Raw genomic sequence first — 21,350 nt, forward strand, 5'->3', positions numbered from 1 at the left:
TGTACACGGAGTACCGTACGATGGAAAACCTTACCCAGCTGGAGCGCCTCTTCCTTGAGCTGTTGCGCGAACTGAATGACCAGAAGCGTGACGATCTATTGAGGATCATGGAGGCGCTTCGGCAGTCTGCAGAGTAAGGCAGAGACCAGGAACCCGGCGTGCGCCGGGTTCTTTGTTGATGCTATTAGGATTGCTGCTGCATGCGCTTCCATTCGCGGTCAGCTGACCGCCGGGCATTCTTCTCGTTCACGTACACGCGGCGCAGGCGCCTTGGCTTGGTCTGGTCGCCGGCAGTGACTGACTTTTCTTGCCCTGTGTCCTTATCGCGGTAGAACGCGATGACACCCGTGTACTTGATCTTGCCGCGGACGCCGTCCTCGAGCAGGCCTTCGACCGTGTCCTCTGGCAGCTTGCTTTCCAGCTCCAGGCTCATGGTGTAGCCGGCGTCAGCCGTCAGGCTGTGCTGGACGTTCCCGCCGTACCAGATGATCTCATCGATATCCGACTTCACCCCCTGGAGCGTATATGTCAGCTCTGGGATCAGGTCCGGCCGCCCCTTGGCCAGCGTATAGCTGAGCGTGGCGGCGCCTCTCTGCAGCCGGTTCAACTCTGCCCGGGCGGCACGCAGGGCGGACTGCCGGTCGCTGTAGGTGTGGCGCAGGTCCTTGAGGTTCTCGCCGCCACCGGCAATGGCTTCCTGCTTCTTGGCGCTGTTGACGTCGTAGTAATAGGCCCGCACACCGTCATAGCTGTCGCGGTCGGCCTGCAGGAACCGGTGTTGGTCGCCGTCGGCGCGGGTGAGCGTGATGTGGGGCAGGTCCAGGCCGCTGGCGGTCTTGCCGCCGCCGGCCGGCATGCACACCAGGCATCCGGCTTTGACGGTGGCCACCGCGTCGAAGTCCTCGCCCAGGCGTGTCAGCAGGTTCGCGTCGGACTCATTGGCCTGGTCGAGCTGGGGGATGGGCAGCCCGTCCAGGGCGCCGGAGATCGCCGAGGTGAGACCATTGCCCTGGGCGATGTCGCCCAGGACCTCGCCCAGCGTAGTGGCGCTCCAGCTGCGTTCGCGCTTGGTCTTCAAGCCCTTGCGCAGATCCGCCGACCTGGCCCGGATGCTGAGCACGTCCGGCGCGCCGCTATGTTCGGTCTCGTCGACGATGTAGCTACCCTTGTCCACCAGGCCGGTGTCGCTCCAACCCAGCCACAGGCGCACCACAGCGCCGCGCGGGGGGATCACCAGCAGCCCGTCGTGGTCGCTCAGGGTCAGGTCCAACTGGTCCGCTTCGAGGCCGCGGTTGTCGGTGAGCTGCAGGCTCATCAGGCGCGGGCTGATCAGTTGAGCGATATCGCTGCCGTTGACGGTGATGCGAAACGCCGGCACCGGATACGCGGCATCGCGCTGTAGCCCGTCGTAAGTGTTCCGTAGGAAGCCGGTGACCTTGGCGATGGCGGCTTCGATCACAGCAGCTGCCTCAGGATGTTCACACCGCCCGCGATGCCGGCGCCGAGCATGTCGATGCGGCCGTCATCGATGCGCTTGAGGTTAAGGGTGAAGTCGATGCGCCGCGCGGCACCGTCCCGGAAGAACAGCGTGCGATTGTCGCTGAGGCTTTCGATTACCCACAGTCCTAGCAGGCGACCGGTGCCCTCGACCAGGGGCCAGGCTTTGCCGGTGTCCGCCATGTGCCGCAGGGCATCGAGTGCCGAAGGGGTGCCGGCCAGCTCAGGTAGCAGCAGGCCGGGGAGGGTGATGGAGTCCTCGCCACGGCCGAGGAACTGCCGTGAAGGTTGGGCGCCGATGCGATTGCTGGCGGCATGGCGCCACTCGGTTTGCCGTTGCATCTCCTGGTAAGCCAGGGTGTGTAGGCTGAAAACGAACATGCCCAGGGCGAGCATCATGGCGGGTTACTCCTGGTCGGTGAGGCGGCTGCGCTGGCGGGCGGCTTTCTCGCTGTCGATACGGGCCAGCTCGGCGCGGACCGCCCGGCCGATGGCCTGCGCGTCCATGCCAGGGGTGGTATGGATGTTGATTTCGTAGGTGTCGTGGCTGTCGTAGCTCGCGGCCGGTGCCGCGCCCAGTGGTGCCCGGTCATCCATGGTGATGGGCGTGCCACCAGCGGCAAGCGGGCCACCGCCATTGAATTGCGGTAGCGTGCCCTTGAGCGCGAAGGTGCCGGCGTCCGTCAGCTGTTGGCCCATGCGGTTGACCGCCTCCAGCGGGGCCTTGGCGCCATCATCTAGGCCCATGGCAAGGCCCGCGGTGGTAAACCCGCCCAGCTCGGCGAACACGCGGGAGGGGCTGTGAATCCCGAGCTTCTCCTTGAACCAGCCGATGGTGGAGTCGCCCAGGGCGGACACGGCGTCCTTGATCTGGCCCAGACCAGACATCAGCCCATTGACCAGGCCGTTGACGATCATGTTGCCGAACTCGGTGAAGCGGCTGGGCATGTCGACGCCGAGGTAGTTCAGCACCGCAGCGAAGGCCTGGTAGATAAGACCGATGGGACTGAAGTTCGCCAGCACGGTGAGGATGCCGCCGATGCCGGCGCCGAAGCCTGCGCGGATCTCCGTCCATGCGTTGGCGAAATACGCCTTCACCTGGTCCCAGTTCTGGTAGATCAGGTAGGCTGCGCCGGCCAGGGCCGCGACCACGGCCGCAATAGCCAGGGCTACCGGGTTCGTTGCCAGGCCCCAGAGCGCAATGCTCACGGCGCGAATGGCGGTCAGCAGCCCGCCTTTCAGCACGCCGACCAACCGACCAACCACTGAGAACATGCCGGAGCTCTTCACGCCGAACAGCGCCATGCCATAGCGCACCATGGCGAACGGGCCGAGTAAGCTGGCCATGGTGATGGCCAGGCCGCCGAAGCCTGCGGCGAGCACCGCTACAGCAGCCACAACCTTCACCAGGCCGCCAGCCAGTGCTGGATTCTCCCGTGCCCAGGCGCCAACGCTGGCCGCAGCTTCGCCCAGGGTGTTGATCAGTTCTTTCAGCTCGGGGGCTACAGCTGCGCCGAACTCCGCCATAGCGTTTGTGAAGCTGCCCTCGGCCGCCTCCATAACGTTGGTTAGGGTATTGAGCTGCTCGTTGACGCGTGTGCGCAGGTCGGCCTGGTCCTTGAGTTTCTGCTGTACCTCCTGATAGCCGGCCAGACCCTTTTCCATCATCTTGTTCAGGACGGTCATGGTCTCGGCGTCGTCGCCGAACAGCTTGATGATCGTGGCGGTGCGGTCCTCGTCGTTCAGCACCTTGAGCTTGTCGATCTGCTTGTAGAGGTTCTCCAGCCCGGCAAAGTTGCCGTCCTCGGTGGTGAAGCTGAGCTTGATGTTCTGTTTCGCCAACATCTCGTTGGCGCCGTCGACCTTGTCCCTTTTCAGACCTGCCTGGAAGATCTTGCGATACGCGTTGCCGGCTGCACCACCTTCCATGCCGGCTTGGGTCATCATGACCAGCAGCGGGGCAAGTTCGTTTGCAGCATCGATGCCTGATTTCTTGATGACATCCATGGCAGGGGCAATCTTGTTGAAACCCTGCAGCATGTCCTCACTCTTAACGCCCAGGTAGTACCCACGCTGGATCGTGTCCATCAGCGCGAGCATGTCTTTTTCGGACGTTCTTGTGGCGTCCTGCATGTTGGCGGCGAACTCTGCCGCTTCCTCTACAGGCATCTTCATTTGCACGCCCAGATAGGCAGCAGCCTCCCCGGAACCACCTAGGATGCTCTGCGCACTAATGCCCTGCCGGCGCAGCATGGTCATCATGTTCTGGAAGTCGGCAGTAGTGCCGGGCAGGCGGTCGCCGAGGCTGGTGGCCAGGTCGCTGATCTTCTTGAAGTCCTCGGCGACCTTGCCGTTGCCGTCCATCATCGAGACCTTCAGCTGTGTCGCCGAATCCTCGTTGGGGGCGAAGGCGCCCAGGACGGCCTTCACCGGCTGCGCTGCAGCATAGCCAGTCGCCAGGCCGGCGGCGCCCGTTCCAGCCATCTTGGCAGCCAGGCCCTGGGTCCGTTCGAGGGCTGAACGGGCTTTGGCCAGCTTGGCTTGTCGGCTGGCCAGCTCCTCCATACGCCTGCTCTGGGCGCTGATAGCTTCGTTCGTCGATGTGATCTGTTCGCGCAGCTTGCGCTCATGGCTGCCCAGGTCGCGGGTGCTGATGCCCGCGCTGTACAGCTTGCCGCGCAACTGCTGGAGCTTCTCGGCCTGCTGCTGATGTTCCGTCTTGAGCCGCTGTGCCTCGCGCACTGCTGTGCGCATGTTGCTGGCCATGGCCTTGGTGGGCGCCCCGGTGGCGGCCATCTCCTGGGCGATGGCGCGGACCTTCGCCCGGGCAGCCTCCAGCGCCTGGGTGGTTTCTTGGGTCTGGGTGAGCTGGGTACGCCAGGCGCTGACGTCCTTCTGCTGGGCGTTCAGCTCCTTGAGGCGGTCACGGGCCGCCTTGAGCTGCCGGCCAGCCTCGAGACTGGCCTTGTCGATCTGCTTGAGCGGCGCGGTGGCCTGGTCGATGGCGTCCAACAGCACCCGCAGGCGCAGGTCATTTGCCATGGTTGTTACTCCTGATCCGCGCTCGCTCGCGCCAGTCCATCAGCTCGCAAACACTGAGCCTGTCCATGTCACCGGGCGACCAGTGAAAGACGATGGCCACGTCGGCCATCGCGTCCTCTACGCAACGAGGGATGCGTCCGTCTTCATCCGCTTCTGCAGCAAAAAACTGGCGACCTTCGTGCCGATGGCAAACAGGTCGGCGGGGTCCAGGCGGCTGGCTTCGTACTCGTTGAGATCGGTGATACGCGGGATCAGCTTGATCAGGCTGGCCACGTCGATTTGTAGCAGCTCGGACAGGTGCAGGCCGCGCAGCTCGCCGGAGGAGGGTTTGCGCAGGGTGACGAGTGCGATCTCGGTGTCGCCGCGTTTGATCGGGGTGTCCAGCTCGACCTGGTTGTCGTTCAGCGGGGTGGCGTCGGTGGTCTTCATGGTGGCTCCAGTGGGGAAGGGGGTTAGATGCCCAGGGCTTTACGCTGCTCGGCGAGCATGTCTTTGCCGTCGATGATCTCGATGAAGTTGAGCAGGTCGATCTCGACCAGGACCTCGCCATCCACCGCCAGCTTGTAGTAGCTGCAGGTGGTGGTGATGCTGTGCTCGGTGTCCTCGCCGGGCGTGGCTTCGCCCATCTCGATGGTTTCGTGGCGGCCGCGGACGACGACCTCCACGGCGGATACGGTGCCGGTGTCGTCCTGCTGGAAGCTGCCGGCGAAGCGCAGCATCACGCCGTCAGCCTTCACCGCGCCGAATTGGCGCAGGGCCAGCAGGTCCAGGCCGCCGGTCTTCCATTCGAACTGGATACCGTCGTCGGAGAAGCCCAGGTCGGCCTTCACCGGGCCGTTCATGCCGCCCCCGCGGTAGCCTTCCATCTTGCGGCTCAGGGGCGGCAGGGTGCAGGACTTGCACACGCCCAGGTAGCTGGTGCCCTCGTTGAAGAGGTTCATGTTCTTGAGTTTGCGCGGCATGGCCATGGTGGCGGTCTCCGTCAGCTGTTGATGCGGCTGGCGAAGTCAGCCAGGTATCGATCAGTGATGCGCTGGCGAAGGGTCAGGTCCTCCAGCGGCGGTACCGGCGTGTAGTCGTAGTCGATGTAGAGCTTGCCGGCCTTGAGGGTGGTAGCGCTGTTGACCTCTTCGTCGTACCAAGCGCTGCCGCCGATGAGGTAGCCGCCGGCCACCAGCTCGCGGAACTTGGCGTTGATACCCTCGATGATGTCGCGCACCAGGGAGGGGTGCATGGGTTTGTCCATCGCCCACATGTGCGCCTCGGCCATGGTGTCGGCCAACACCTGGGCGGTGCGGGTGTAGTTCTCAAAGGCGAACAGCGGGTCTTCGGTGCAGGTGCGGCTGCCCCAGAAGCGGAAGCCGTCGGCGTTGATCAGCGTGGTGACTTCGTTACTGTTGAGGTAGTTGGCGTCGGTCGCCGGGTTCTGCAGGTCCCAGAATACGTCGGCGCTGATGCCGGTCACGCCGTTGACCGGGATGTTCGACAGGGTTTTGTGCCAGCCGGTGTCCTTGTCGATCTTGGCGCGCAGGCCCAGGGCGCGGGCCACAGCGGGCGCGGTGACCGTGGCATTGGTCGCGGTGCTCCACTGTTCGAAGTCCGGCCAGATCACCATGGTTTCGCGGGCGCCGAAGTTCTCGCGGTACGCGACGGCCTCTTCCTTGGTCTTGCAGCCGCTCGCGCTGACGTAAGCGAAACCGCGCAGCTGCTGGGCAATCGCGGTCAGGGCGTTGGCCACTGGCAGGGTGTCGAGTCCTGGCACGCCGAGGATGCGCGGGGTGACCTTGAGGCGGGTCTTGGCAGCGAGCAGGGCCTTCATGCCGGTGTACTTGCCGGTTTCGGTGGTGGTGCCGATCAGGTTGCTGGTGGTCTCGGCGTCAGTCGCGCCCTTGGCCACTCGCACGACGACGGTCGCGGGTTGGGTCTGGTCGGCGATGGCCTGCAGGCTGTCGGCCAGCGTGCCGGTCTCGCCGGCCTTGCCGATGGCGCTTTGAACGCTTGTCAGCAGGACGGGCGTATCGAGGGGGAACATAGCCGGATCGGCGTCGTCTGCGGTGCAGACCAGGCCGACCACGGCGGTGGAGACGGTGCGGATTGGGCGGGTGCCCTCGTTAATTTCGAGGACCCGGACGCCGTGATGGTATTCGTCGGCCATGGTAGGTGCCTGTGCAGTGGGGTGACACTGCACAGGCTGCCGCGCGCGCGCGGGATCAGCGAGGGGCTGGGCTTGTAAGAGGGCATACTACAAACGGCGCGGTGATTATTACAGGCCCTGGCTGGCCAGCCAGGGCGGGGCTGCCGGTCGATGAGCCTGCAGTGGAAACTCCTTGGACTCTGGCCATGTACGTAGTGCTCGTCGATACACCTGCAGCTCGGCGTATTCGACGATAGTCAGCGTTGTGTCTACGCCCTCCTCAAGCTCGTCGCGGTGACGGACGACCAGGCTGTCAGTCACGGACAACTGCTCGTCACGCCAACCTCGCTCAATTGCGGCGAACCAGCCGGGAGACTCCGAGGGATCCCTGAGCACTGGATAGCCCTGATCGTTCGCGACCAGCCACTTACCCTGCGCCTGCCCATCCTGCAGCGCCGCGTATTCCTCGTCACTGACCGCTACGGCTCCATCGGGGATAAACCCATGGAACGCGAGACTGTAAAAGCCGCCGTCTGCCGCACAGAAGTAATTCATATGCCTCCTTAGTAACCCTTGGCCCGCCAGAAGTGCTGGGAAGCGCTGCTGCTGCCTGAATGGGAATAGTTGAACCCTGTTTTCGTGAAAGCCCCAACCTGGACTGGTCCTCCACGGGTCGCGGGCGCTTGCGTTCCGGCGTCGACATAGGTCATCTGCACATTGAGGCAAGCATTGGGAAATGCCTGAGGGAATGTGATTGGCATTACCACTCCAGGCGCTGCACCACCGGTCAATCCCCACATTTCGATGTCGCCGTTAGGCAGCTTGGAATAGCCAGTGACAGCGAGAGAGGCCGCAAACAGCGGCGATGTGCGAAGCGGCTCAGTACCGAAGTGGCAGCGCCAGACGTTCATTTCCCTGATCGCGATGAAATCACCACCGGCGGCGAGGGTGTACGGCACAGCTACCCCCAGGTTGTTCATCGCCAACTGATCGCTGGCGACTACAGTCACGCGCGCCGTGGTCGCGACCGGCCCCGCCGAAATCAACACAGCAGCACCTAAGGGCACTGTCGAGGTGTCTGGCAATGTCACCGTGGTGTTGGCGGCCAGCTCGATACGCTTGCCCAGGTCTGCGACCGTCAGCGCTCGACTGGCAGAAATGCTGAGTGAGCCGGAGAAGCTGCCCAGCGCGCGCTGTACAAATTCGGTGGTTGCCAGTTGGCGGCTGTTGTCGAACTGCGGCAGCGTCGGCCGGTCCACAAAGCTGAGCGCTGCGCTACCGCCGATCAACGCCCAGCTCCCCCCAGCCCGCGCCAGTATCGCGGTGTCACCCTTGTTCAACGTCAGCGACGTAACAAGGCCGGCCCCAGGATCAATGACGTCTCCCCCTTGTACCGCTACCGTCTGGGTGCCCGACGTGCCGGAGTGCTGAATTGCAAACGTGGCGCCTTCCACCAGAGTGGAGATAAGTGGCAGTGTCAGTGTGTAGCCGGTGCCCGCCATGCGGATTAGCTTGCCGGCGTCTGCCTTGGTCAGCGTAACGTTCGCGCCATAGGTCGTCGCACCCGAAAAGCTGCCTAGCGCGCGCTGCACAAACTCGGTGGTGGCCAAACTGCGCCCGCTATCGAATTGTGGTTGAGTGCTCCAGCTCGCTTCTTGCATGACAGCTGCGTACCTCAGCAGCACCGAGCCGCCGATGAGATACCAAAGGTTGGTGCCATTGCGGATGAACTCGGCGGTGTCGCCCTGACCCATTGCGATATTGCCCGGCGCGTTGATTGCGCCAATCGTGTCGCCACTCGCCGCAGTTACTGTGAGCGAGCCTTGGGAACATAGCAGCTTGACGATCGCCCCCGGCTTGATCTGCGCGCCAGTGGGCAGTGTTGCGGTCACGGGCGTTGTTGGGTGGCCGAGCGCTACTAACTTGCCGCACTCCGCCTGCGTCAGCGAGGCCGAACCCGAAAAGTTCGTATAACCGCCGTATTCCACACCCATGCGCTTCAGAAAGGCCGTGTTGACCAGCAACTGAGAGCTATCGAACTGAGGGGGTGTCGGCGTCGTTGGCTGGCCGGTGAACGCTGGTGACAGCAGCCGGGCAAAGCCGTCGGTAACGTCGCGGAATACCAGTGCAGTGGTGCCCAGGACAATAGGCGCGTCGGTGATCAGTTGCCAAATGGTATCGGCGAGTATTGCTCCCTGCTCGACAGCGACTATGAGCCCCGGCGTCACCTCAGTACTTGCATCGGCATCCGAGGATCGCGACCAGGAGCCAACAGCAGCGGTATATAGGCCATTGTCTTTCGCGGCGGCTTGGTTCTTCACCAGTACTCGGTCGCCAGCCAACAGCAATACCCCGTCGACAGTTTGCAGGCCGGTCAGCGTGATATTGGCCGTGGTAGCTACCCGCACGGACTGCTTGTTGTCCAGCTTGTTGATTTCCTCGGTGAGGCGGCTGTCGACGTACTCGCGGGTCGCTAGGACGACGGAAGGATCGATCCTCAGTTCGACATTGGAAGAGCTGCTGACAAGAAGGTTCATGCGCACCACTTGGGTGCGCCCTGAGCCCTGGTTCAGCAGGGGCTTATAGGTCGGTGGGCAGTTGGCAACCGCGACCATGTCCCCGTCAGCGTCGTACAGCGCGATTTCCCGGATCCATTTGCCGCCGACCTCGGCCGGGATCACCTGCTCCGCCACGATGATGGCGTTGTTCTTGTCGTCGACCTTGAGCTGGTTCAGCGGTGCGCGGCGCCACTCGTTGATCAGGCGTGTCTGGGTGGCGTTTGGGGTGGGCTCAGTGCCGTTGGCATCGCCGACACCAAGCTGGGTAATCCGCCAGGGGATACCCAGTGCATCCGCGTTTGCCTGTTTCGCCGCTCCCACGTTGGTGAGGATGGCGTAGAACTGCGTGTTCTGGTCAGCCATGTGCAATGTCCATAGTGTCTATCGTGTGATCTCGACCACCACGGCCAATCGAGCCGGTGACCTCGATGTCGCGTGGGGCAGGGGGGAAAATGTCCAGTTCGTCACCGTCGTAGAAGCCGCTGGCGATGTGGAGTGAGCCGCTTGTCTCAAGGCTTATGGCAAGGCCGGTCAGGTGCCGGGTGAGCGGTTTCGCGTCGTCGATCAGCCGAGTCAACTCCTGGTAGGTCTCGTCGCTGATGCCCTCGTCGTTCACACCGACCTTGATTGCGAAGGTGCCGGGCACGCCATTTGGCTCGGTTTGAAACCACTCCACGACCTCGATCAAGTAGCCCAGTGGCTCCACCACACGGCGCAGGGCACCGATGGTGCCCTTGCGGGAGTGGACGAAGTACGACGAGCGGATCGCCCTGCGTTTGACGGCCTCCGACCAGCCGCTGTCCCATCGATCGATGGAGAACGCCCAAGCCAGAAACGGCAAAAGCGCCACAGGGCAGCGCTCAGGATTGATCAGATCGCGGATCGGAACGGGCACCCGCTCGATCTGAGCCAAGGCCTCGGCCGCCTGGCGCTCCAGTGGAGTGGCATTGCCAGGGAGCAGCCTCATGGCTCACTTCCTTGGACCAGCGCTATGGAGGTGCAGAACGGCGCTTGGCTGAGGCTCGCGTTGATATCCGACCATGCCTCCAGCTCAACCTTTCGCACACCCTCGACGTGCAATGCCGCATGGATGGCGGATTCCGACACCTGCATGCCCAGGCGGCGGCGTTGATGAACGAAGGCCAGCAGCTTCTGTTCTGCTGCGTCGAGGATGGGTTCGGCTTCAGGGCCGAGCGTTTTCAGGAACAGCCTCGCTTTGACCTGGTACTGGATGATCTGGGCACCTTGAACGGTCAAGCGGTCGGCCACAGGGCGGCGGTCTTCGTCGTTCAGGTAGGTGCGCACTGTGGCGAGCAGGGCCTCGCTGGCAGTGCCATCCCCTTGGGCGGCTTGCACCGTGACGACGGCCACGGCCGGCGATGGGCTGTCCGCTGTGGCATCTGCCACCATGCCGTCAGCGGCGCGGGCGTGGAAGATGTAGGCATTACGCGGCCCCGCGGTGCTCAGGCCCTCGAAAGCCATCTGCGCACGCTCCCGCAGCGCCTCGTCGCTCTCCAGCACCTGCGGAATAGGCGGTACGGCCTGTGGCTGGGCAGTCTGGATGACCAGGCGCTTGACGTTGAAGTTGCCGGCGACCTGGTCCAGGTCGTTGCCCCCAGCCGAGCTGAGCATTACCGCGAGCGAGGCCTCGTTGACCCGCTGACGCAGGATCATTTCCCGGTAGGCGTTCTCCTGCAGCAGCTTGGTGATCGGTTCCGACTCCAGCTCCAGGCGCGCGGCGATCTCGGCCTGTTCATCCGCTGGCCAGAGGCTGACGGCATAGGCCTTGCGCTCGGCGAGGATCTGCTCGAAGTCGATTTGCTCCACCACCAGTGGGGCAGGGAGCTGGCTAAGGTCAATGGGCAGGAAGGTATTCATGCACTGCCCCCCAGCTGCAGCGGTGTGCGGATGTTGAACGGTTCGTTGGTGTCCACCAGGACGCCGGTCAGGCTCAATTCGGCCTGGCCGCTAAGGTCGCCGATCACCAGTTCGACTTGGGCAAGGCTGATCCGCGGTTCCCAGCGCATCAGGGCCATGGCGGTCGCCGCGTACAGGCGCAGGCGGGTGGCGGGGTTGAGTGGCTGGTCTACCAGCTCGGGCAGCAGACTGCCGTACTCGCGGCGCTCCACGCGGGTGCCCTGGCGGGTGGTGAGGATGTCCTCGATGGACTGGGCGATGTGTTCGAGCTTGCTCAAGGCAGCCCCGGTGCGACGGTTCATTGTGGTGCTCCCGTCTGCCCAGGCCCTGGCATGACGCCGGCATGAACGTGCTCGACCAGGCTGATGCCGGCCGCAACGACGTCGACGGAGACCGTGACGGTTCCGGTGACGTTCTGGTTGCCGGTCTGGGTGTAGTCGCCCTCATGGGTGATCGGGCCGACGATGTGGATGCCGCCCGTGCTGGTTAGGCTGGTGGTACCGCCATTGGGCAGAACCGCGCTGAGGTGGTGCGCAACACTGTCGTACTCGATCACGGCGCCGTCGCGGTAGGTGCGGCGGTGCAGGCCAGGGCGGTCACCGTTGGCGGGAATGGTGTCGCTGAACAGACCAGTGAATACGACGCCATTGGCCATCTGCCCGCTGGGGGAGAGCAGCAGCACCTGTTCATTCACGGTGGGCGGGTCCCATTCCTGGTCTGCGCCGGCACGCCAGGCCATCCACGGCAACCAGGTCGTCAGATTTCCACCGGTTTGCACCTTCACCCGGGGCGGCTTGTGCTGCACCTCGGCGATGGTGCCAAAGCGGATCAGGTTTTCCAGCAGGCGGTTCAGGTCGGCGATGTTCATGCCGGCGATGGTCGCGCCACGCGCGCGCGGGTGCATTCGCGTGGGCTTGTAGGGAAGGGCGTTACAGGGTCAGGTGAGCCAGCAGGGTGTCGCGGAGCTGGTCAATCTCGGCGTCGGTAAAGCCCAGCAGCTCGCGCTGTTCGTACTGTACGACCGCGCCACCACGGGCCACACGGTCTTTCAGCCCCTTCTGGTGGACATTGGCGATCTTGGCAATCCGACCGGCGAAGCCCACCGACGCGCCGGCGGCGTCCCCTTGGGCCTTCAGGTAGGTGGCGGTGCGCATCTTCTGGAACATCTTCACCTTGCGCCGGACACGGCCTTTCTTGCCTCGTAGCTGCCGAGGTTTGCGCGGGGCGTAGGGCGATCCGTCCGGGTTGCGCTGGGCAATGACGCGCTGTTGCTGGCTACGGCGCAGGTCCTTGGCGACAGTCCTGGCCAGCTTGGTTCGAGCGGCTGGCTCTATGCGCTGTAGGAGCGGGCTGATCCAGTGCTCCAGGGCGTCCAGGTCAGCCATGGTGTTGGGGCTTCAGTTGAGGGGTGGCCAGGGCCATGCCGTCTGGGGCGGCGGGCGGCTGCCAGGAGGCAAGCGGCTCGCCGTTGGCATAGAGCGTGACTTCGCCTTGGTCCTCGTAGGGTTCGTACTGGGGCTCGCCAGGGTGGGTCACGTCGAAGCCGCCGCCGTCCAGGCGCTTCACCACCACCCGTTCTGTCAGTGGCAGGGTCAGGCTGAGGTCGACCTTGCTGCGGTCGAGGAGATCGGCTTCGAAGGTCAGGCCATCGGCCGACTTTTCCAGGTTGGCCAGCAGCTCGGACTGGTTGACCCGCAGCCAGCCGAGAATCGGCAGCATCACGCTGTCCGGGTGGCCGGCGAAGTCGGTCAGGATGATCTGCAGGGTATAGGCGTACTCGAACGACAGGCTGACGGCTGCGGTGCAGCGGACTTTGCCGCTGTCGATGAACATCAGCAGGCGGTCGGGGTTGCGAGCGAGGCCAGGGACGGCGGCGAGCAGGTGCTCGCGCAGGCTATCGGGCTTGTTCATGGTTCACCTGGTGCTGGTAGACGCGGTCGACCTGGGCGGCGCACTCGGCCCAGGCCAGTTCGGTGCGCTCCTGGTCAGTGAGCAACTGGCCGTTGCGGGCTGGTGCCGTCGCCGGCAGCTGGCACGGGACGACTACCGGACAGCCACTGACGATAAGCGTCGGCGCCGGTGATGGCGGGGCGCTCGCGCAGCCGGCGAGCAGCGTCAGGCAGAGGCTGGTCAGCCCATTCGCGAAGTTGCTGGTTTTCATGCTTGAGGCCCTCGATCATGCGTTCGCGCTGGGCAAGTCCTTGGCGCAGTTCGCCTTGAAGGGCAAGCAGCTTGGCCTGGCTGGCCCGCTCGCTCGCCAGTTCGGATTTCAGTTGGTTGGCCGTGGCCAGGTTCTGGTCGCGGTCTTGCTGCGCACGGCTTAGCTGATCCTCCAGCCGTTTGCCGGCCTCGTTGGCGGTGGCTAGCTGGTGCTGCTGGTCCCAACCCCACAATGCGGCGCCGCCGGCCGCGAGCAGGGCGAGGGCAAGCAAGCCGGTGCGCAGATCCATCAGGCAACCGCCAGGGCGCGGTCCTGGTGCCGCTCGAAGGCGCGCTCCAGCTTCACGTCGTACAGGTTCCGCTTGTAGTCGGCGCCGTTGTACAGCTCGGCGACCTTGGCCCACTTCAAAGCTTTCAGGGCCTTGTGCAAGGTGGGGTCGGTCTCGATGAAGCGGACGAAGGCCTCCAGCTGCTCGGGTTCGCCGCGCGCCATGTGGTCGACGAAGTCCTGCACATTGGCGTAGCCGAGCCGCTCCCAGTGTAATCCCATGATCTGGAAGGCCCCCCAGCTGGCCGACTCCAGGGCGGCGGTGTCATCGAGCTGGCGGGCCTGGACCAGGCGCTGATGCTCGGCGGTACCGCCGATGTATCCGCCGGGCTTCGGGTTGACCAGGGCAGGGTTGAGGTGGGCCAGTTCGTCAGCGCGGGGCTGTTGCAGACGCCTGAACATGATGTGACGTTCGAACAGGATCACGGGCTTGCCGTTGTCCAAGAAGCCGCGCCCTTTCGATTCCACCTCGTTCAGGGCATAGATGGCCGCCACCGGCACGCCCAGCCGCTCGGAGGCCTTCACCAGGTCGGCGTGCTTCAACAGCTTCAGGTTGTCAGCGCCTTGCAGGCTGGACAGCGTCTTGGGACCCGCCACGCCGTCGGAGACCAGGCCCGTCTTGAGCTGGTAGACGCGGACAGCAGCCTCGGTGGCGTCACCATAGATCCCGTCGGCCGAGAGCTTGGCGCCGTGATCGTTGAGCTTGCGTTGCAGGTCGCGGACCGCTTGGGAGCGGTCACCGTGTCGAAGCGTCATAGAGTTTCCTCCTTGCGGGTGAGGGTTTTCGTCGCGGCTGCACGCACGAACTCAACGCCCAGCAAGCCGATGAGACCACCGAAGAACGGCGCGGCAGTGAGCGGGATGCCGATCAGTGAAAGGCCGTGGCTCGCGGAAAGGGCGAGGGCGCCGCAAAGCGGGGCCTCGATCACCAGCTGGCGAAGCTTGCCGCCGCCGTAGATCACACGCAGCGCGGCGATGAGGGCGGCGAGTAACCCGGAGTACAGTCCGGGCCAGTTGTGTTCGAGCCAGGAGGCCAGGAAGGCCCAGGTTTCGGGACGGTCAGGCATGTTGATCCTTCCTTGGTTGGGTGGTCGCGCGGGTCAGTCCCATAGGTTCACCATCGGTCTTTCAGGGGCTGCCGTCTGGAGTTCGGGCAGGGTGATGAGCAGGCCGGCCGGGAGCACGGCGCCGTGATCGGCCAGGCCAGGGTTGGCATCGAGCACGGCCTCGACCACGCCGGCTGTGCGGCCGTAGTGCCTCCAGCACAGGGCGTCGACGGTGTCGTGCTGCTGGGTACGGCGCTGCTCGTCCATCACTTGGAGTCCTCGGCCACGTCGTCGGGGTAGACCCACGGTCCGTCATCGCTGATAACCGCCCCAGGTGATGTGCCAGTGGCGAGATCTCGGCAAACAGCGAGGCCAAGCGGGTGCATGATTTCCCGGTTGATTCGGACCAGCAGGCCGCGCTGGGAGATCTCGTTCCAATCAATCATTTTGGGCTTGTTCATCACAGCAGCTCCACGGTGGTGCGCGGGGTGCCGAGGAAGTCCCGGACGGCCCAGCGCTGGTCGCGGCGGTAGTCGTCGATGGTCGGCATGGTCTCGTCGGCATTCTTGTCGCCGCTGCCGCTGCTGTCGTAGCCGCGGTACCGCTCGCAGACTTCGGCGCCGGCGGCGCACTCGACGGCGCGCAGGTACAGGTACACCAGTTGGGATTGGCCATTGATCTGCGCGCTGGGCACATCAGCGAGCTTCTCGGCGCCCGCGGCCTGGGCCTTTGTGCGCCACTCCACCAGGTCGCGGTTCACAGCGATCACTGCGGCTATGACGGCGGTTTCAAGTCGGGCGGGGGTGACGCTGGAGTCGATTCGCAGGGTTTCGCGGATCTTGTCCAGGTCAATCGACGGCCAGAAGTCTTCACTGTTGATGTGGCCGCCGGGTACTGGGCCGCCGGGAATGAATCCGCTCATGGTCGCGTGCTCTGGAATAGGTCGGCGGTGGTCGGGACTTCTCAGCTTGGCCAAGGAGAAAGCCGCTGATCCGTCCCGAGCCGCCGGGTTGCGTGGGACGCTCGGTTAGCCGGCCGGGCCGGTGATTTTCTTGAGGAGGCGCTCGGCGCGCTCCAGGTCTTTCTTGCCGCCGCAGCTACCGTGCAGCTCGATGGCGCGGCGCAGCAGGTCGACCCCCGCATGGACCTGGCCTGGCTGGCCGGGATTGTTTTCGTCCAGGTCGGCAACGGTGGCCTTGCCGAGGGCCATCATCAACTTGGCACGGGCCTCGTCGGGCATGTCCTCTTCGGCGGTCAGCTCGGCGGTCCGGGTCAGGATCTCGATGGGGAAGGGCTCGCTGGTTTTCTGCGCCTTGAGCGCGGCCTCGGCGATTTCTTCGGCGACGATGCAGCCGGTTGAACGCTCAAAGCGGTCAGGCATCTTCAGTCCGTGTTTCAACACGTACGTGGCCACGTCCAGGCCACCAGCCCAGTCGCCTGCGTCGAAGCGCCAGATCATCACGGTGGTCAGCACCTCATCCTGGGCACCGTGGCCAGCCTCGATCACGCCTGCGACATAGGGCTCGTATGCTGGTAGCAGATCCACCTTGAGCTTGCCTTTGCCTTCCCGCGACTGAATGGCGGAAAGGCGTTGGCGGTCCTGATGCAACTGGGCGAGGTGCAGCTCGTACTGGGTGGCGCCTTCCATGGTTTGTTCGGGCGTGGTGGCCGCCGCGGCCTGGGCCGCGGTCACGCGCTGGAAGTGGCGTCGGCAGGGATTGGTCATGACGATACCCTCACGCGATCTCAATGTTTTCGGCGAACGCGGCGCAGCCCAGGTCCTCGATGACGTAGGCCTCGTTGACCGACTCGAAGTTCTCGATACGATCGCGGGAGGCGTTGTCGACGACGGTCTTGCGGCGGCTGCCTTCCTGCCAGTAGTACGACAGGTTGTCCAGACGGGTGACGAACAGGCCGTTGGCAGGGAAGTGCGGCACACGCACGGCCGGCAAGTTGCCGATGCGCTTCTGGCTGGTGACGATATCGGCCGCCAGCATTTCGGTCGGGGCGTTTGGCTTGTTGATAATCGGGAAGTACTTGTCGGCCAGGATCTTACGACCACAGACCACCACCAACTCGGTGTCCTCCTGGTACCAGGGCTCGATCAGCTCGTTGACCATGGCGAACACCAGGGCGTCGATGTTCTCGAAGTCCTTGCCGCCGCCGATGGAGATCTTGCCGCTGCCGTCGACCACCTCTTTCATCACGCGCGCGGCGTTCTCACGGCGCATTTTCTCCAGCCAGCCGATGTTCACGTCCTGCAGCAGAGGGTTGGTCGCGGGGTTGGAGGTGGCCGCGCGACTGGTGCCGTTCCAGCCGATGCAGATGCGGTTCAGCGCCATCAGCTTGATGATCGCGTCTCGAATTCGGGCCTGGAAGTCTGGGAACTTGGCCCAGGCGTCGAGCTTCTGGTACTTGAGGTGGGTGTCGTAGTTGGTTTGGGTGCAGACGTAGCCGCGGTTGTCGAGGCCGGTCGGGTCTCGGGTTTCGCGGGCTTTGAGGTCGGTGTCGGTTGTGCCGGCGATGTTGCCAGTCACGCCCAGGCCGATTTTTTCGCCCATCTGCTCGTTGACGGGATAGCTGTTGATCATGCCCAGGAACTGACTGGACTCCTGAATACGGCTTTCGAGTTTCTGGGCCACGGCCGGGTTGGCGGCGAACTTGGTGGTGACGTCAGGCACGCCGTGGAGCTTGGCGAGCTGGGCCAGGTATTCGTTGAAAAGCAGGCGGGTATCGTTACGCATAGTAGTCTCCGGTGTTCCTTGATCCGTTCTCGATCAGCAGTCGGTGAGGTCGCGACCGCTGCCACCGGGTACCGATGGGCGATCCTTCTGGGTGGTGTCTTGGGTGTTGCTCAGGCGCTTGACCAGGGCGTTGAAATCCTCTGTCAGCTTGGCGACTTGGGTAACCAGGTCATTGCGCGCTGCCACCTCTTGGCTGAACGCCTCGCCTTGTTCCTTGGCGTGACCGGCCAGGGCCTCAATCGCCTCGGCCAGTTCGGTGAAATGGGCGTCGTCCTTGACGGCTTTGTCCTTGCTCTTGCCGAGGGCTTCCATGACACGGGAGAACAGGCCGGCGACCTTGCCCTCTGTGTCCGGGACCTCCTCGAATTCGAGATCGATCTCGATGGCCTCGCTGAAGAGGTTCTCGGGATCGCGCTTGCGCGCTTTCAACGGGTTGGCATCGGGATGCTGCGCGCTGAAGGTGAGCATTTCGGTACCGAGGCTGGCCGGGGTGTCTGTGACGGCAAGACCGTCCAAGTAGGCGCGGCCTGTGTCGGCGAACTTCGGGCGGATCTCGATGCTGGTGTAGAGCTTCTGGCGTGCCTTGTTCAGGTTAATCAGGTCGGCAGTCGGCTCGATCTGGGCGAACAGGGCCAGCTTCTTCTTGCCGGCGATCTCGACCTCTTCGGTCTTGAGCGCTACCACATCGCCATAGGCTTTAAAGGGTCCATCAGGCAGCAGGCTGCGGAAGTGCTCCAGCCACACGCGGGCGCCATAGGTATTGGTGCTGTAGGTCTCGGCGGCGTCAACCAGCCACTGGCGCTCAATGGTGCGGCCATCGGTGGTGGCGCCTTCGACGGCGACGCGGAAGAATTTGCTGCGGTGTTTCTTGGCTGGGGTCTCGGTCTTGCCGGCCATACTGGGCGTCCTCGTTGCGGTGGCGGTGTGCCTGCGTTGAGGGCATGGTCCGCAGCGCGCCGGTCGGCAGCAATGCGCGGGGTTTGTAGGGCAGGGCGCTACAGGCAGCGCTAGTAGGGGATCGCGCGCGCGAGCGGCAGCATCGGCGCCATGAACGCTATCGCCCAACCCACCGCCGACGCACGCCGCCAAGCCAAGTTCCTGTATTGGACCGGGTGGCGTATCACCGATATCGCCGATTTCCTAAGCGAGAAGGAGAAGACCGTCCACAGTTGGAAGGCCCGCGACGAGTGGGACCGGGCGGACAACGTCGAGCGGATCGGTGGTGCCCTCGAAGCACGCCTCGTGCAGCTGATACTCAAGGAGGGCAAGACTGGCGGGGACTTCAAGGAGATTGACCTGCTGCACAGGCAGTTGGAGCGCCAGGCGCGAATTCAGCGCTACCAGGGCGGCGGTACCGAAACCGACCTAAACCCCAATATCGCCAAGCGTAACGAAGGGCCGAAAAAGCAGGCGGTGCGCAATGCACTGGACGAACAGCAGATCGAAACGCTTGTTGAGGCGTTCCGCGATAGTTGCTTTGACTACCAGATGGACTGGTACCGGGCCGGTAACCAGCGCACCCGCATGGTACTCAAAAGCCGGCAGATCGGCGCTACCTTCTACTTTGCTCGGGAAGCACTGATCGACGCGATCACGACGGGGCGTAACCAGATCTTCCTGTCAGCGAGCAAGGCCCAAGCACACCAGTTCAAGACCTACATGCAGTCGTTCATGAATGAGGTGCTGGGCGTCAAGTTGACCGGTGACCCGATAGTGCTCTGGAACAATGCCGAGCTGCACTTCCTTGGCACGAACTACCGCACGGCCCAAGGCCGAACTGGCAACTTCTACTTCGACGAATTTTTCTGGGTCCACGGGTTCAAGGAGGTCAACAAGGCCGCCTCGGCCATGGCCCTTCAGAAGCGTTGGCGGAAGACGTATTTCTCGACTCCAAGCAGCATGGCGCACCCGGCGTATACATGGTGGACGGGCGAGCGTCTGAACAAGGGCAAGCCGACCGCCAAGCACATCAAGCTCGATGTGAGCCATCAAGCGCTGCAGCAGGGGCGATTGGGGGAGGACAAGATCTGGCGCCAGATCGTGACGATCCTCGACGCCGAGGCGCGGGGGTGCGACCTGTTCGATCTGGACGACCTGCGCATTGAGTACGACGCCGAGGCTTTCCAGAATCTGTTGATGTGCGAGTTCGTCGACGATGGTGCAAGCATCTTCCCGCTGGCGATGCTGCAGCCGTGCATGGTGGATAGCTGGGCGGTGTGGGATGACTACAAGCCCTTCGCAGCCAGGCCGTTTGCCGACCGGCAGGTCTGGGTCGGCTATGACCCGGCTGAAACGACCGACAGCGCGGGTCTGGTCGTGGTGGCGCCATCGCTGGTACCGGGCGGCAAGTTCCGCATCCTCGAGCGGCACCAGTTCCGTGGTATGGATTTCGACGCCCAGGCCGAGACCATCCGCAAGGTGACCCAACGCTACTGGGTGACCTACATCGGCATTGATACCACGGGCTTGGGCGCTGCCGTAGCCCAGCTGGTGCGCCAGTTCTTCCCAGGTCTGCGGACGTTTTCCTACAGCCCCGAGGTGAAGACGCGCCTGGTGATGAAGGCGGTGGATGTGATCAGCAAAGGCCGACTGGAGTTCGATGCCGGTTGGACGGACGTCGCCCAGTCGCTCATGGCCATCCGCAAGACCATCACCGCTGGCGGGCGACAGTTCACCTACACCGCCGGCCGCAACGAGGCCACCGGCCACGCTGACCTGGCTTGGGCACTCTTTCACGCACTGCAAAACGAGCCGCTGGAGGGCCTTACCACGGCCAACACCGGCTTCATGGAGATCTACTCATGAGCAAGTCGAACAAGCGCCGCCAGCGCGGTGGCGCACTGGCGCAGCCGGCCCACGAGAGCGAGGTCCTGGTCAAAGGGGCCGGTGGGGAGTCGATGGCGTTCACGTTCGGCGATCCGGTACCGGTGCTGGATGGGCGCGAGATCCTCGATTACCTGGAGTGCTGGTCAAACGGGCGCTGGTACGAGCCACCGATCAATCTGGATGGTCTGGCTCGGTCGACCAAAGCCAGCGTGTACCTGCAGTCGGGGCTTACGTTCAAGCGCAACATGCTGGTGCGCAGCTTCATTCCCCATCGGCTGCTGACCCGGCACGCGTTTGAGCAGATCGTTATGGACTGGGGGTGGTGCGGAAATCTGTATCTGGAGAAGCGCGACAACATGCTTGGCCAGGCCATTGGGCTGCAGCCGTGTCTGGCTAAGTACATGCGCCGCGGTATCGACCTGGAGACCTATTACCAGGTGCGGGGTTGGAAGGATGAACATGCCTTCAAGGCCGGCAGCATCTGCCACCTGCGCGAGGCCGATATCAACCAGGAGATTTACGGTCTGCCCGAGTGGCAGCCCGCTTTGCAGAGTGCGCTGCTGAACGAGAGCGCCACGCTGTTCCGGCGCAAGTACTACCAGAACGGCAGCCACGCGGGCTTCATTCTCTACATGACCGATCCGGCCCACAGCGAGAAGTTCGTCGACGACCTGCGGGATGCGATGAAGAACAGCAAGGGGCCGGGCAACTTCCGCAACCTGTTCATGTACGCGCCCAACGGGAAGAAGGACGGTATTCAGCTGCTGCCGATCAGCGAAGTGGCGGCCAAGGATGACTTCGGGGCGATCAAGAACATCAGCCGGGATGACCTGCTCGCAGCCCTGCGCATTCCGCCGCAACTGATGGGCATCGTGCCCCAGAACGCTGGCGGCTTCGGCTCGATCAAGGAGGCGGCGGAGATCTGGGCGATGAACGAGCTAGAGCCGGTCCAGACACGCTTGGGCCAGCTCAATGACTGGTTAGGTGAGGAGGTGGTGCGCTTCGCACCCTTCGAGATATCCGCGCGGGGGTGAAGTCACAACTGGTAGGTACACCCATCACAGAGCCGCCCATTGAGGCGGCTTTTTTCTGTTCCAA

At 63.8% G+C, this 21,350-nt stretch carries 26 protein-coding genes and 1 pseudogene; 2 read left to right on the plus strand and 25 right to left on the minus strand.

Annotation, left to right across the window (positions count from 1 at the left end):
* Positions 1 to 184: 184 nt before the first annotated feature.
* The 25 genes and pseudogenes from ACNFHO_RS12110 to ACNFHO_RS12230 all read right to left on the minus strand — a co-directional run bounded on the left by ACNFHO_RS12110 (position 185) and on the right by ACNFHO_RS12230 (position 18,323).
* Positions 185 to 1,459, minus strand: a complete 1,275-nt coding sequence (locus tag ACNFHO_RS12110) for a phage late control D family protein (protein WP_416766440.1) — start codon at positions 1,457 to 1,459, stop codon at positions 185 to 187.
* On the minus strand, positions 1,456 to 1,896 hold the full coding sequence (locus ACNFHO_RS12115; protein ID WP_220689860.1) for a phage tail protein: 441 nt from the start codon (positions 1,894 to 1,896) through the stop codon (positions 1,456 to 1,458). Before ACNFHO_RS12115 ends, ACNFHO_RS12110 begins: the two co-directional genes overlap by 4 nt.
* A 6-nt stretch (positions 1,897 to 1,902) precedes the next feature.
* Entirely contained in the window at positions 1,903 to 4,539 is a 2,637-nt protein-coding gene (locus ACNFHO_RS12120) for a phage tail tape measure protein (RefSeq protein WP_416766443.1), read from the minus strand.
* Positions 4,529 to 4,648: a GpE family phage tail protein gene (locus ACNFHO_RS12125; protein ID WP_081263144.1), complete on the minus strand. Its 120-nt coding sequence runs from the start codon at positions 4,646 to 4,648 to the stop codon at positions 4,529 to 4,531. Before ACNFHO_RS12125 ends, ACNFHO_RS12120 begins: the two co-directional genes overlap by 11 nt.
* An 8-nt stretch (positions 4,649 to 4,656) precedes the next feature.
* The gene (locus tag ACNFHO_RS12130) at positions 4,657 to 4,968 is read right to left on the minus strand and encodes a phage tail assembly protein (RefSeq protein ID WP_416766444.1); all 312 of its coding nucleotides are present in this window, start codon (positions 4,966 to 4,968) and stop codon (positions 4,657 to 4,659) included.
* 23 nt (positions 4,969 to 4,991) lie between these two features.
* On the minus strand, positions 4,992 to 5,507 hold the full coding sequence (locus tag ACNFHO_RS12135; RefSeq protein ID WP_182321904.1) for a phage major tail tube protein: 516 nt from the start codon (positions 5,505 to 5,507) through the stop codon (positions 4,992 to 4,994).
* A gap of 14 nt (positions 5,508 to 5,521) precedes the next feature.
* Entirely contained in the window at positions 5,522 to 6,694 is a 1,173-nt protein-coding gene (locus tag ACNFHO_RS12140) for a phage tail sheath protein (RefSeq protein ID WP_416766446.1), read from the minus strand.
* Positions 6,695 to 6,802: 108 nt separating this feature from the next.
* On the minus strand, positions 6,803 to 7,228 hold the full coding sequence (locus ACNFHO_RS12145) for a phage tail assembly chaperone (RefSeq protein ID WP_416766447.1): 426 nt from the start codon (positions 7,226 to 7,228) through the stop codon (positions 6,803 to 6,805).
* Positions 7,229 to 7,236: 8 nt separating this feature from the next.
* Entirely contained in the window at positions 7,237 to 9,594 is a 2,358-nt protein-coding gene (locus ACNFHO_RS12150) for a phage tail protein (RefSeq protein ID WP_416766448.1), read from the minus strand.
* Complete coding sequence (locus ACNFHO_RS12155; protein WP_416766449.1) at positions 9,587 to 10,198, minus strand: phage tail protein I; 612 nt, start codon at positions 10,196 to 10,198, stop codon at positions 9,587 to 9,589. Before ACNFHO_RS12155 ends, ACNFHO_RS12150 begins: the two co-directional genes overlap by 8 nt.
* Positions 10,195 to 11,109 (minus strand): baseplate J/gp47 family protein, encoded by a 915-nt coding sequence (locus ACNFHO_RS12160; protein WP_416766451.1) that lies wholly within the window; start codon positions 11,107 to 11,109, stop codon positions 10,195 to 10,197. Before ACNFHO_RS12160 ends, ACNFHO_RS12155 begins: the two co-directional genes overlap by 4 nt.
* A complete protein-coding gene (locus ACNFHO_RS12165; protein WP_416766452.1) occupies positions 11,106 to 11,450 on the minus strand; it encodes a GPW/gp25 family protein in 345 nt (114 codons plus the stop codon). Before ACNFHO_RS12165 ends, ACNFHO_RS12160 begins: the two co-directional genes overlap by 4 nt.
* Entirely contained in the window at positions 11,447 to 12,052 is a 606-nt protein-coding gene (locus ACNFHO_RS12170; RefSeq protein WP_416766453.1) for a phage baseplate assembly protein V, read from the minus strand. The genes ACNFHO_RS12165 and ACNFHO_RS12170 overlap by 4 nt, the downstream gene beginning before the upstream one ends.
* A 25-nt stretch (positions 12,053 to 12,077) precedes the next feature.
* Positions 12,078 to 12,533, minus strand: a complete 456-nt coding sequence (locus ACNFHO_RS12175; RefSeq protein ID WP_416766455.1) for a phage virion morphogenesis protein — start codon at positions 12,531 to 12,533, stop codon at positions 12,078 to 12,080.
* On the minus strand, positions 12,526 to 13,059 hold the full coding sequence (locus ACNFHO_RS12180; RefSeq protein WP_401112455.1) for a phage tail protein: 534 nt from the start codon (positions 13,057 to 13,059) through the stop codon (positions 12,526 to 12,528). The genes ACNFHO_RS12175 and ACNFHO_RS12180 overlap by 8 nt, the downstream gene beginning before the upstream one ends.
* Complete coding sequence (gene lysC, locus ACNFHO_RS12185; RefSeq protein WP_401112452.1) at positions 13,043 to 13,309, minus strand: Rz1-like lysis system protein LysC; 267 nt, start codon at positions 13,307 to 13,309, stop codon at positions 13,043 to 13,045. The genes ACNFHO_RS12180 and lysC overlap by 17 nt, the downstream gene beginning before the upstream one ends.
* Positions 13,230 to 13,598: pseudogene (locus ACNFHO_RS12190) on the minus strand (LysB family phage lysis regulatory protein); the annotation flags it as partial. The pseudogene ACNFHO_RS12190 and the gene lysC, both read right to left, overlap by 80 nt.
* On the minus strand, positions 13,598 to 14,392 hold the full coding sequence (locus tag ACNFHO_RS12195) for an N-acetylmuramidase domain-containing protein (RefSeq protein WP_416766456.1): 795 nt from the start codon (positions 14,390 to 14,392) through the stop codon (positions 13,598 to 13,600). The gene ACNFHO_RS12195 and the pseudogene ACNFHO_RS12190, both read right to left, overlap by 1 nt.
* Entirely contained in the window at positions 14,389 to 14,703 is a 315-nt protein-coding gene (locus ACNFHO_RS12200; RefSeq protein WP_416766457.1) for a phage holin, lambda family, read from the minus strand. The genes ACNFHO_RS12195 and ACNFHO_RS12200 overlap by 4 nt, the downstream gene beginning before the upstream one ends.
* Positions 14,704 to 14,736: 33 nt before the next feature.
* Complete coding sequence (locus ACNFHO_RS12205; protein WP_416766459.1) at positions 14,737 to 14,949, minus strand: tail protein X; 213 nt, start codon at positions 14,947 to 14,949, stop codon at positions 14,737 to 14,739.
* Positions 14,949 to 15,143, minus strand: coding sequence for a hypothetical protein (locus ACNFHO_RS12210; RefSeq protein ID WP_416766460.1), 195 nt, complete (start codon positions 15,141 to 15,143; stop codon positions 14,949 to 14,951). Before ACNFHO_RS12210 ends, ACNFHO_RS12205 begins: the two co-directional genes overlap by 1 nt.
* Positions 15,143 to 15,604: a head completion/stabilization protein gene (locus tag ACNFHO_RS12215; protein ID WP_416766462.1), complete on the minus strand. Its 462-nt coding sequence runs from the start codon at positions 15,602 to 15,604 to the stop codon at positions 15,143 to 15,145. The genes ACNFHO_RS12210 and ACNFHO_RS12215 overlap by 1 nt, the downstream gene beginning before the upstream one ends.
* A gap of 105 nt (positions 15,605 to 15,709) precedes the next feature.
* The gene (locus ACNFHO_RS12220; protein WP_416766463.1) at positions 15,710 to 16,408 is read right to left on the minus strand and encodes a terminase endonuclease subunit; all 699 of its coding nucleotides are present in this window, start codon (positions 16,406 to 16,408) and stop codon (positions 15,710 to 15,712) included.
* 10 nt (positions 16,409 to 16,418) lie between these two features.
* Positions 16,419 to 17,426 carry a phage major capsid protein, P2 family gene (locus ACNFHO_RS12225; RefSeq protein ID WP_416766464.1) on the minus strand — a complete coding sequence of 336 codons (1,008 nt, stop codon included), beginning with the start codon at positions 17,424 to 17,426 and terminating at the stop codon, positions 16,419 to 16,421.
* Between the two features lie 33 nt (positions 17,427 to 17,459).
* On the minus strand, positions 17,460 to 18,323 hold the full coding sequence (locus ACNFHO_RS12230; RefSeq protein WP_125930244.1) for a GPO family capsid scaffolding protein: 864 nt from the start codon (positions 18,321 to 18,323) through the stop codon (positions 17,460 to 17,462).
* A 150-nt stretch (positions 18,324 to 18,473) separates the two neighbouring features.
* Here ACNFHO_RS12230 and ACNFHO_RS12235 point away from each other — a divergent pair, with 150 nt between their 5' ends.
* Both ACNFHO_RS12235 and ACNFHO_RS12240 read left to right on the plus strand, forming a co-directional pair.
* The gene (locus ACNFHO_RS12235; protein WP_416766466.1) at positions 18,474 to 20,231 is read left to right on the plus strand and encodes a terminase ATPase subunit family protein; all 1,758 of its coding nucleotides are present in this window, start codon (positions 18,474 to 18,476) and stop codon (positions 20,229 to 20,231) included.
* Positions 20,228 to 21,286, plus strand: coding sequence for a phage portal protein (locus ACNFHO_RS12240; protein ID WP_416766467.1), 1,059 nt, complete (start codon positions 20,228 to 20,230; stop codon positions 21,284 to 21,286). Before ACNFHO_RS12235 ends, ACNFHO_RS12240 begins: the two co-directional genes overlap by 4 nt.
* Positions 21,287 to 21,350 lie beyond the last annotated feature (64 nt).

The sequence above is a fragment of the Pseudomonas sp. NY15374 genome, from assembly GCF_048068255.1.
GTDB lineage: Bacteria > Pseudomonadota > Gammaproteobacteria > Pseudomonadales > Pseudomonadaceae > Aquipseudomonas > Aquipseudomonas machongensis.

Bases quoted from the DNA above. Each gene is read 5' to 3' on its own strand.
- ACNFHO_RS12115 (WP_220689860.1), bottom strand. From the start codon at position 1,896: ATGATGCTCGCCCTGGGCATGTTCGTTTTCAGCCTACACACCCTGGCT.
- ACNFHO_RS12120 (WP_416766443.1), bottom strand. From the start codon at position 4,539: ATGGCAAATGACCTGCGCCTGCGGGTGCTGTTGGACGCCATCGACCAG.
- ACNFHO_RS12125 (WP_081263144.1), bottom strand. From the start codon at position 4,648: ATGGCCGACGTGGCCATCGTCTTTCACTGGTCGCCCGGTGACATGGAC.
- ACNFHO_RS12130 (WP_416766444.1), bottom strand. From the start codon at position 4,968: ATGAAGACCACCGACGCCACCCCGCTGAACGACAACCAGGTCGAGCTG.
- ACNFHO_RS12135 (WP_182321904.1), bottom strand. From the start codon at position 5,507: ATGGCCATGCCGCGCAAACTCAAGAACATGAACCTCTTCAACGAGGGC.
- ACNFHO_RS12140 (WP_416766446.1), bottom strand. From the start codon at position 6,694: ATGGCCGACGAATACCATCACGGCGTCCGGGTCCTCGAAATTAACGAG.
- ACNFHO_RS12145 (WP_416766447.1), bottom strand. From the start codon at position 7,228: ATGAATTACTTCTGTGCGGCAGACGGCGGCTTTTACAGTCTCGCGTTC.
- ACNFHO_RS12150 (WP_416766448.1), bottom strand. From the start codon at position 9,594: ATGGCTGACCAGAACACGCAGTTCTACGCCATCCTCACCAACGTGGGA.
- ACNFHO_RS12155 (WP_416766449.1), bottom strand. From the start codon at position 10,198: ATGAGGCTGCTCCCTGGCAATGCCACTCCACTGGAGCGCCAGGCGGCC.
- ACNFHO_RS12160 (WP_416766451.1), bottom strand. From the start codon at position 11,109: ATGAATACCTTCCTGCCCATTGACCTTAGCCAGCTCCCTGCCCCACTG.
- ACNFHO_RS12165 (WP_416766452.1), bottom strand. From the start codon at position 11,450: ATGAACCGTCGCACCGGGGCTGCCTTGAGCAAGCTCGAACACATCGCC.
- ACNFHO_RS12170 (WP_416766453.1), bottom strand. From the start codon at position 12,052: ATGCACCCGCGCGCGCGTGGCGCGACCATCGCCGGCATGAACATCGCC.
- ACNFHO_RS12175 (WP_416766455.1), bottom strand. From the start codon at position 12,533: ATGGCTGACCTGGACGCCCTGGAGCACTGGATCAGCCCGCTCCTACAG.
- ACNFHO_RS12180 (WP_401112455.1), bottom strand. From the start codon at position 13,059: ATGAACAAGCCCGATAGCCTGCGCGAGCACCTGCTCGCCGCCGTCCCT.
- lysC (WP_401112452.1), bottom strand. From the start codon at position 13,309: ATGAAAACCAGCAACTTCGCGAATGGGCTGACCAGCCTCTGCCTGACG.
- ACNFHO_RS12195 (WP_416766456.1), bottom strand. From the start codon at position 14,392: ATGACGCTTCGACACGGTGACCGCTCCCAAGCGGTCCGCGACCTGCAA.
- ACNFHO_RS12200 (WP_416766457.1), bottom strand. From the start codon at position 14,703: ATGCCTGACCGTCCCGAAACCTGGGCCTTCCTGGCCTCCTGGCTCGAA.
- ACNFHO_RS12205 (WP_416766459.1), bottom strand. From the start codon at position 14,949: ATGGACGAGCAGCGCCGTACCCAGCAGCACGACACCGTCGACGCCCTG.
- ACNFHO_RS12210 (WP_416766460.1), bottom strand. From the start codon at position 15,143: ATGAACAAGCCCAAAATGATTGATTGGAACGAGATCTCCCAGCGCGGC.
- ACNFHO_RS12215 (WP_416766462.1), bottom strand. From the start codon at position 15,604: ATGAGCGGATTCATTCCCGGCGGCCCAGTACCCGGCGGCCACATCAAC.
- ACNFHO_RS12220 (WP_416766463.1), bottom strand. From the start codon at position 16,408: ATGACCAATCCCTGCCGACGCCACTTCCAGCGCGTGACCGCGGCCCAG.
- ACNFHO_RS12225 (WP_416766464.1), bottom strand. From the start codon at position 17,426: ATGCGTAACGATACCCGCCTGCTTTTCAACGAATACCTGGCCCAGCTC.
- ACNFHO_RS12230 (WP_125930244.1), bottom strand. From the start codon at position 18,323: ATGGCCGGCAAGACCGAGACCCCAGCCAAGAAACACCGCAGCAAATTC.
- ACNFHO_RS12235 (WP_416766466.1), top strand. From the start codon at position 18,474: ATGAACGCTATCGCCCAACCCACCGCCGACGCACGCCGCCAAGCCAAG.
- ACNFHO_RS12240 (WP_416766467.1), top strand. From the start codon at position 20,228: ATGAGCAAGTCGAACAAGCGCCGCCAGCGCGGTGGCGCACTGGCGCAG.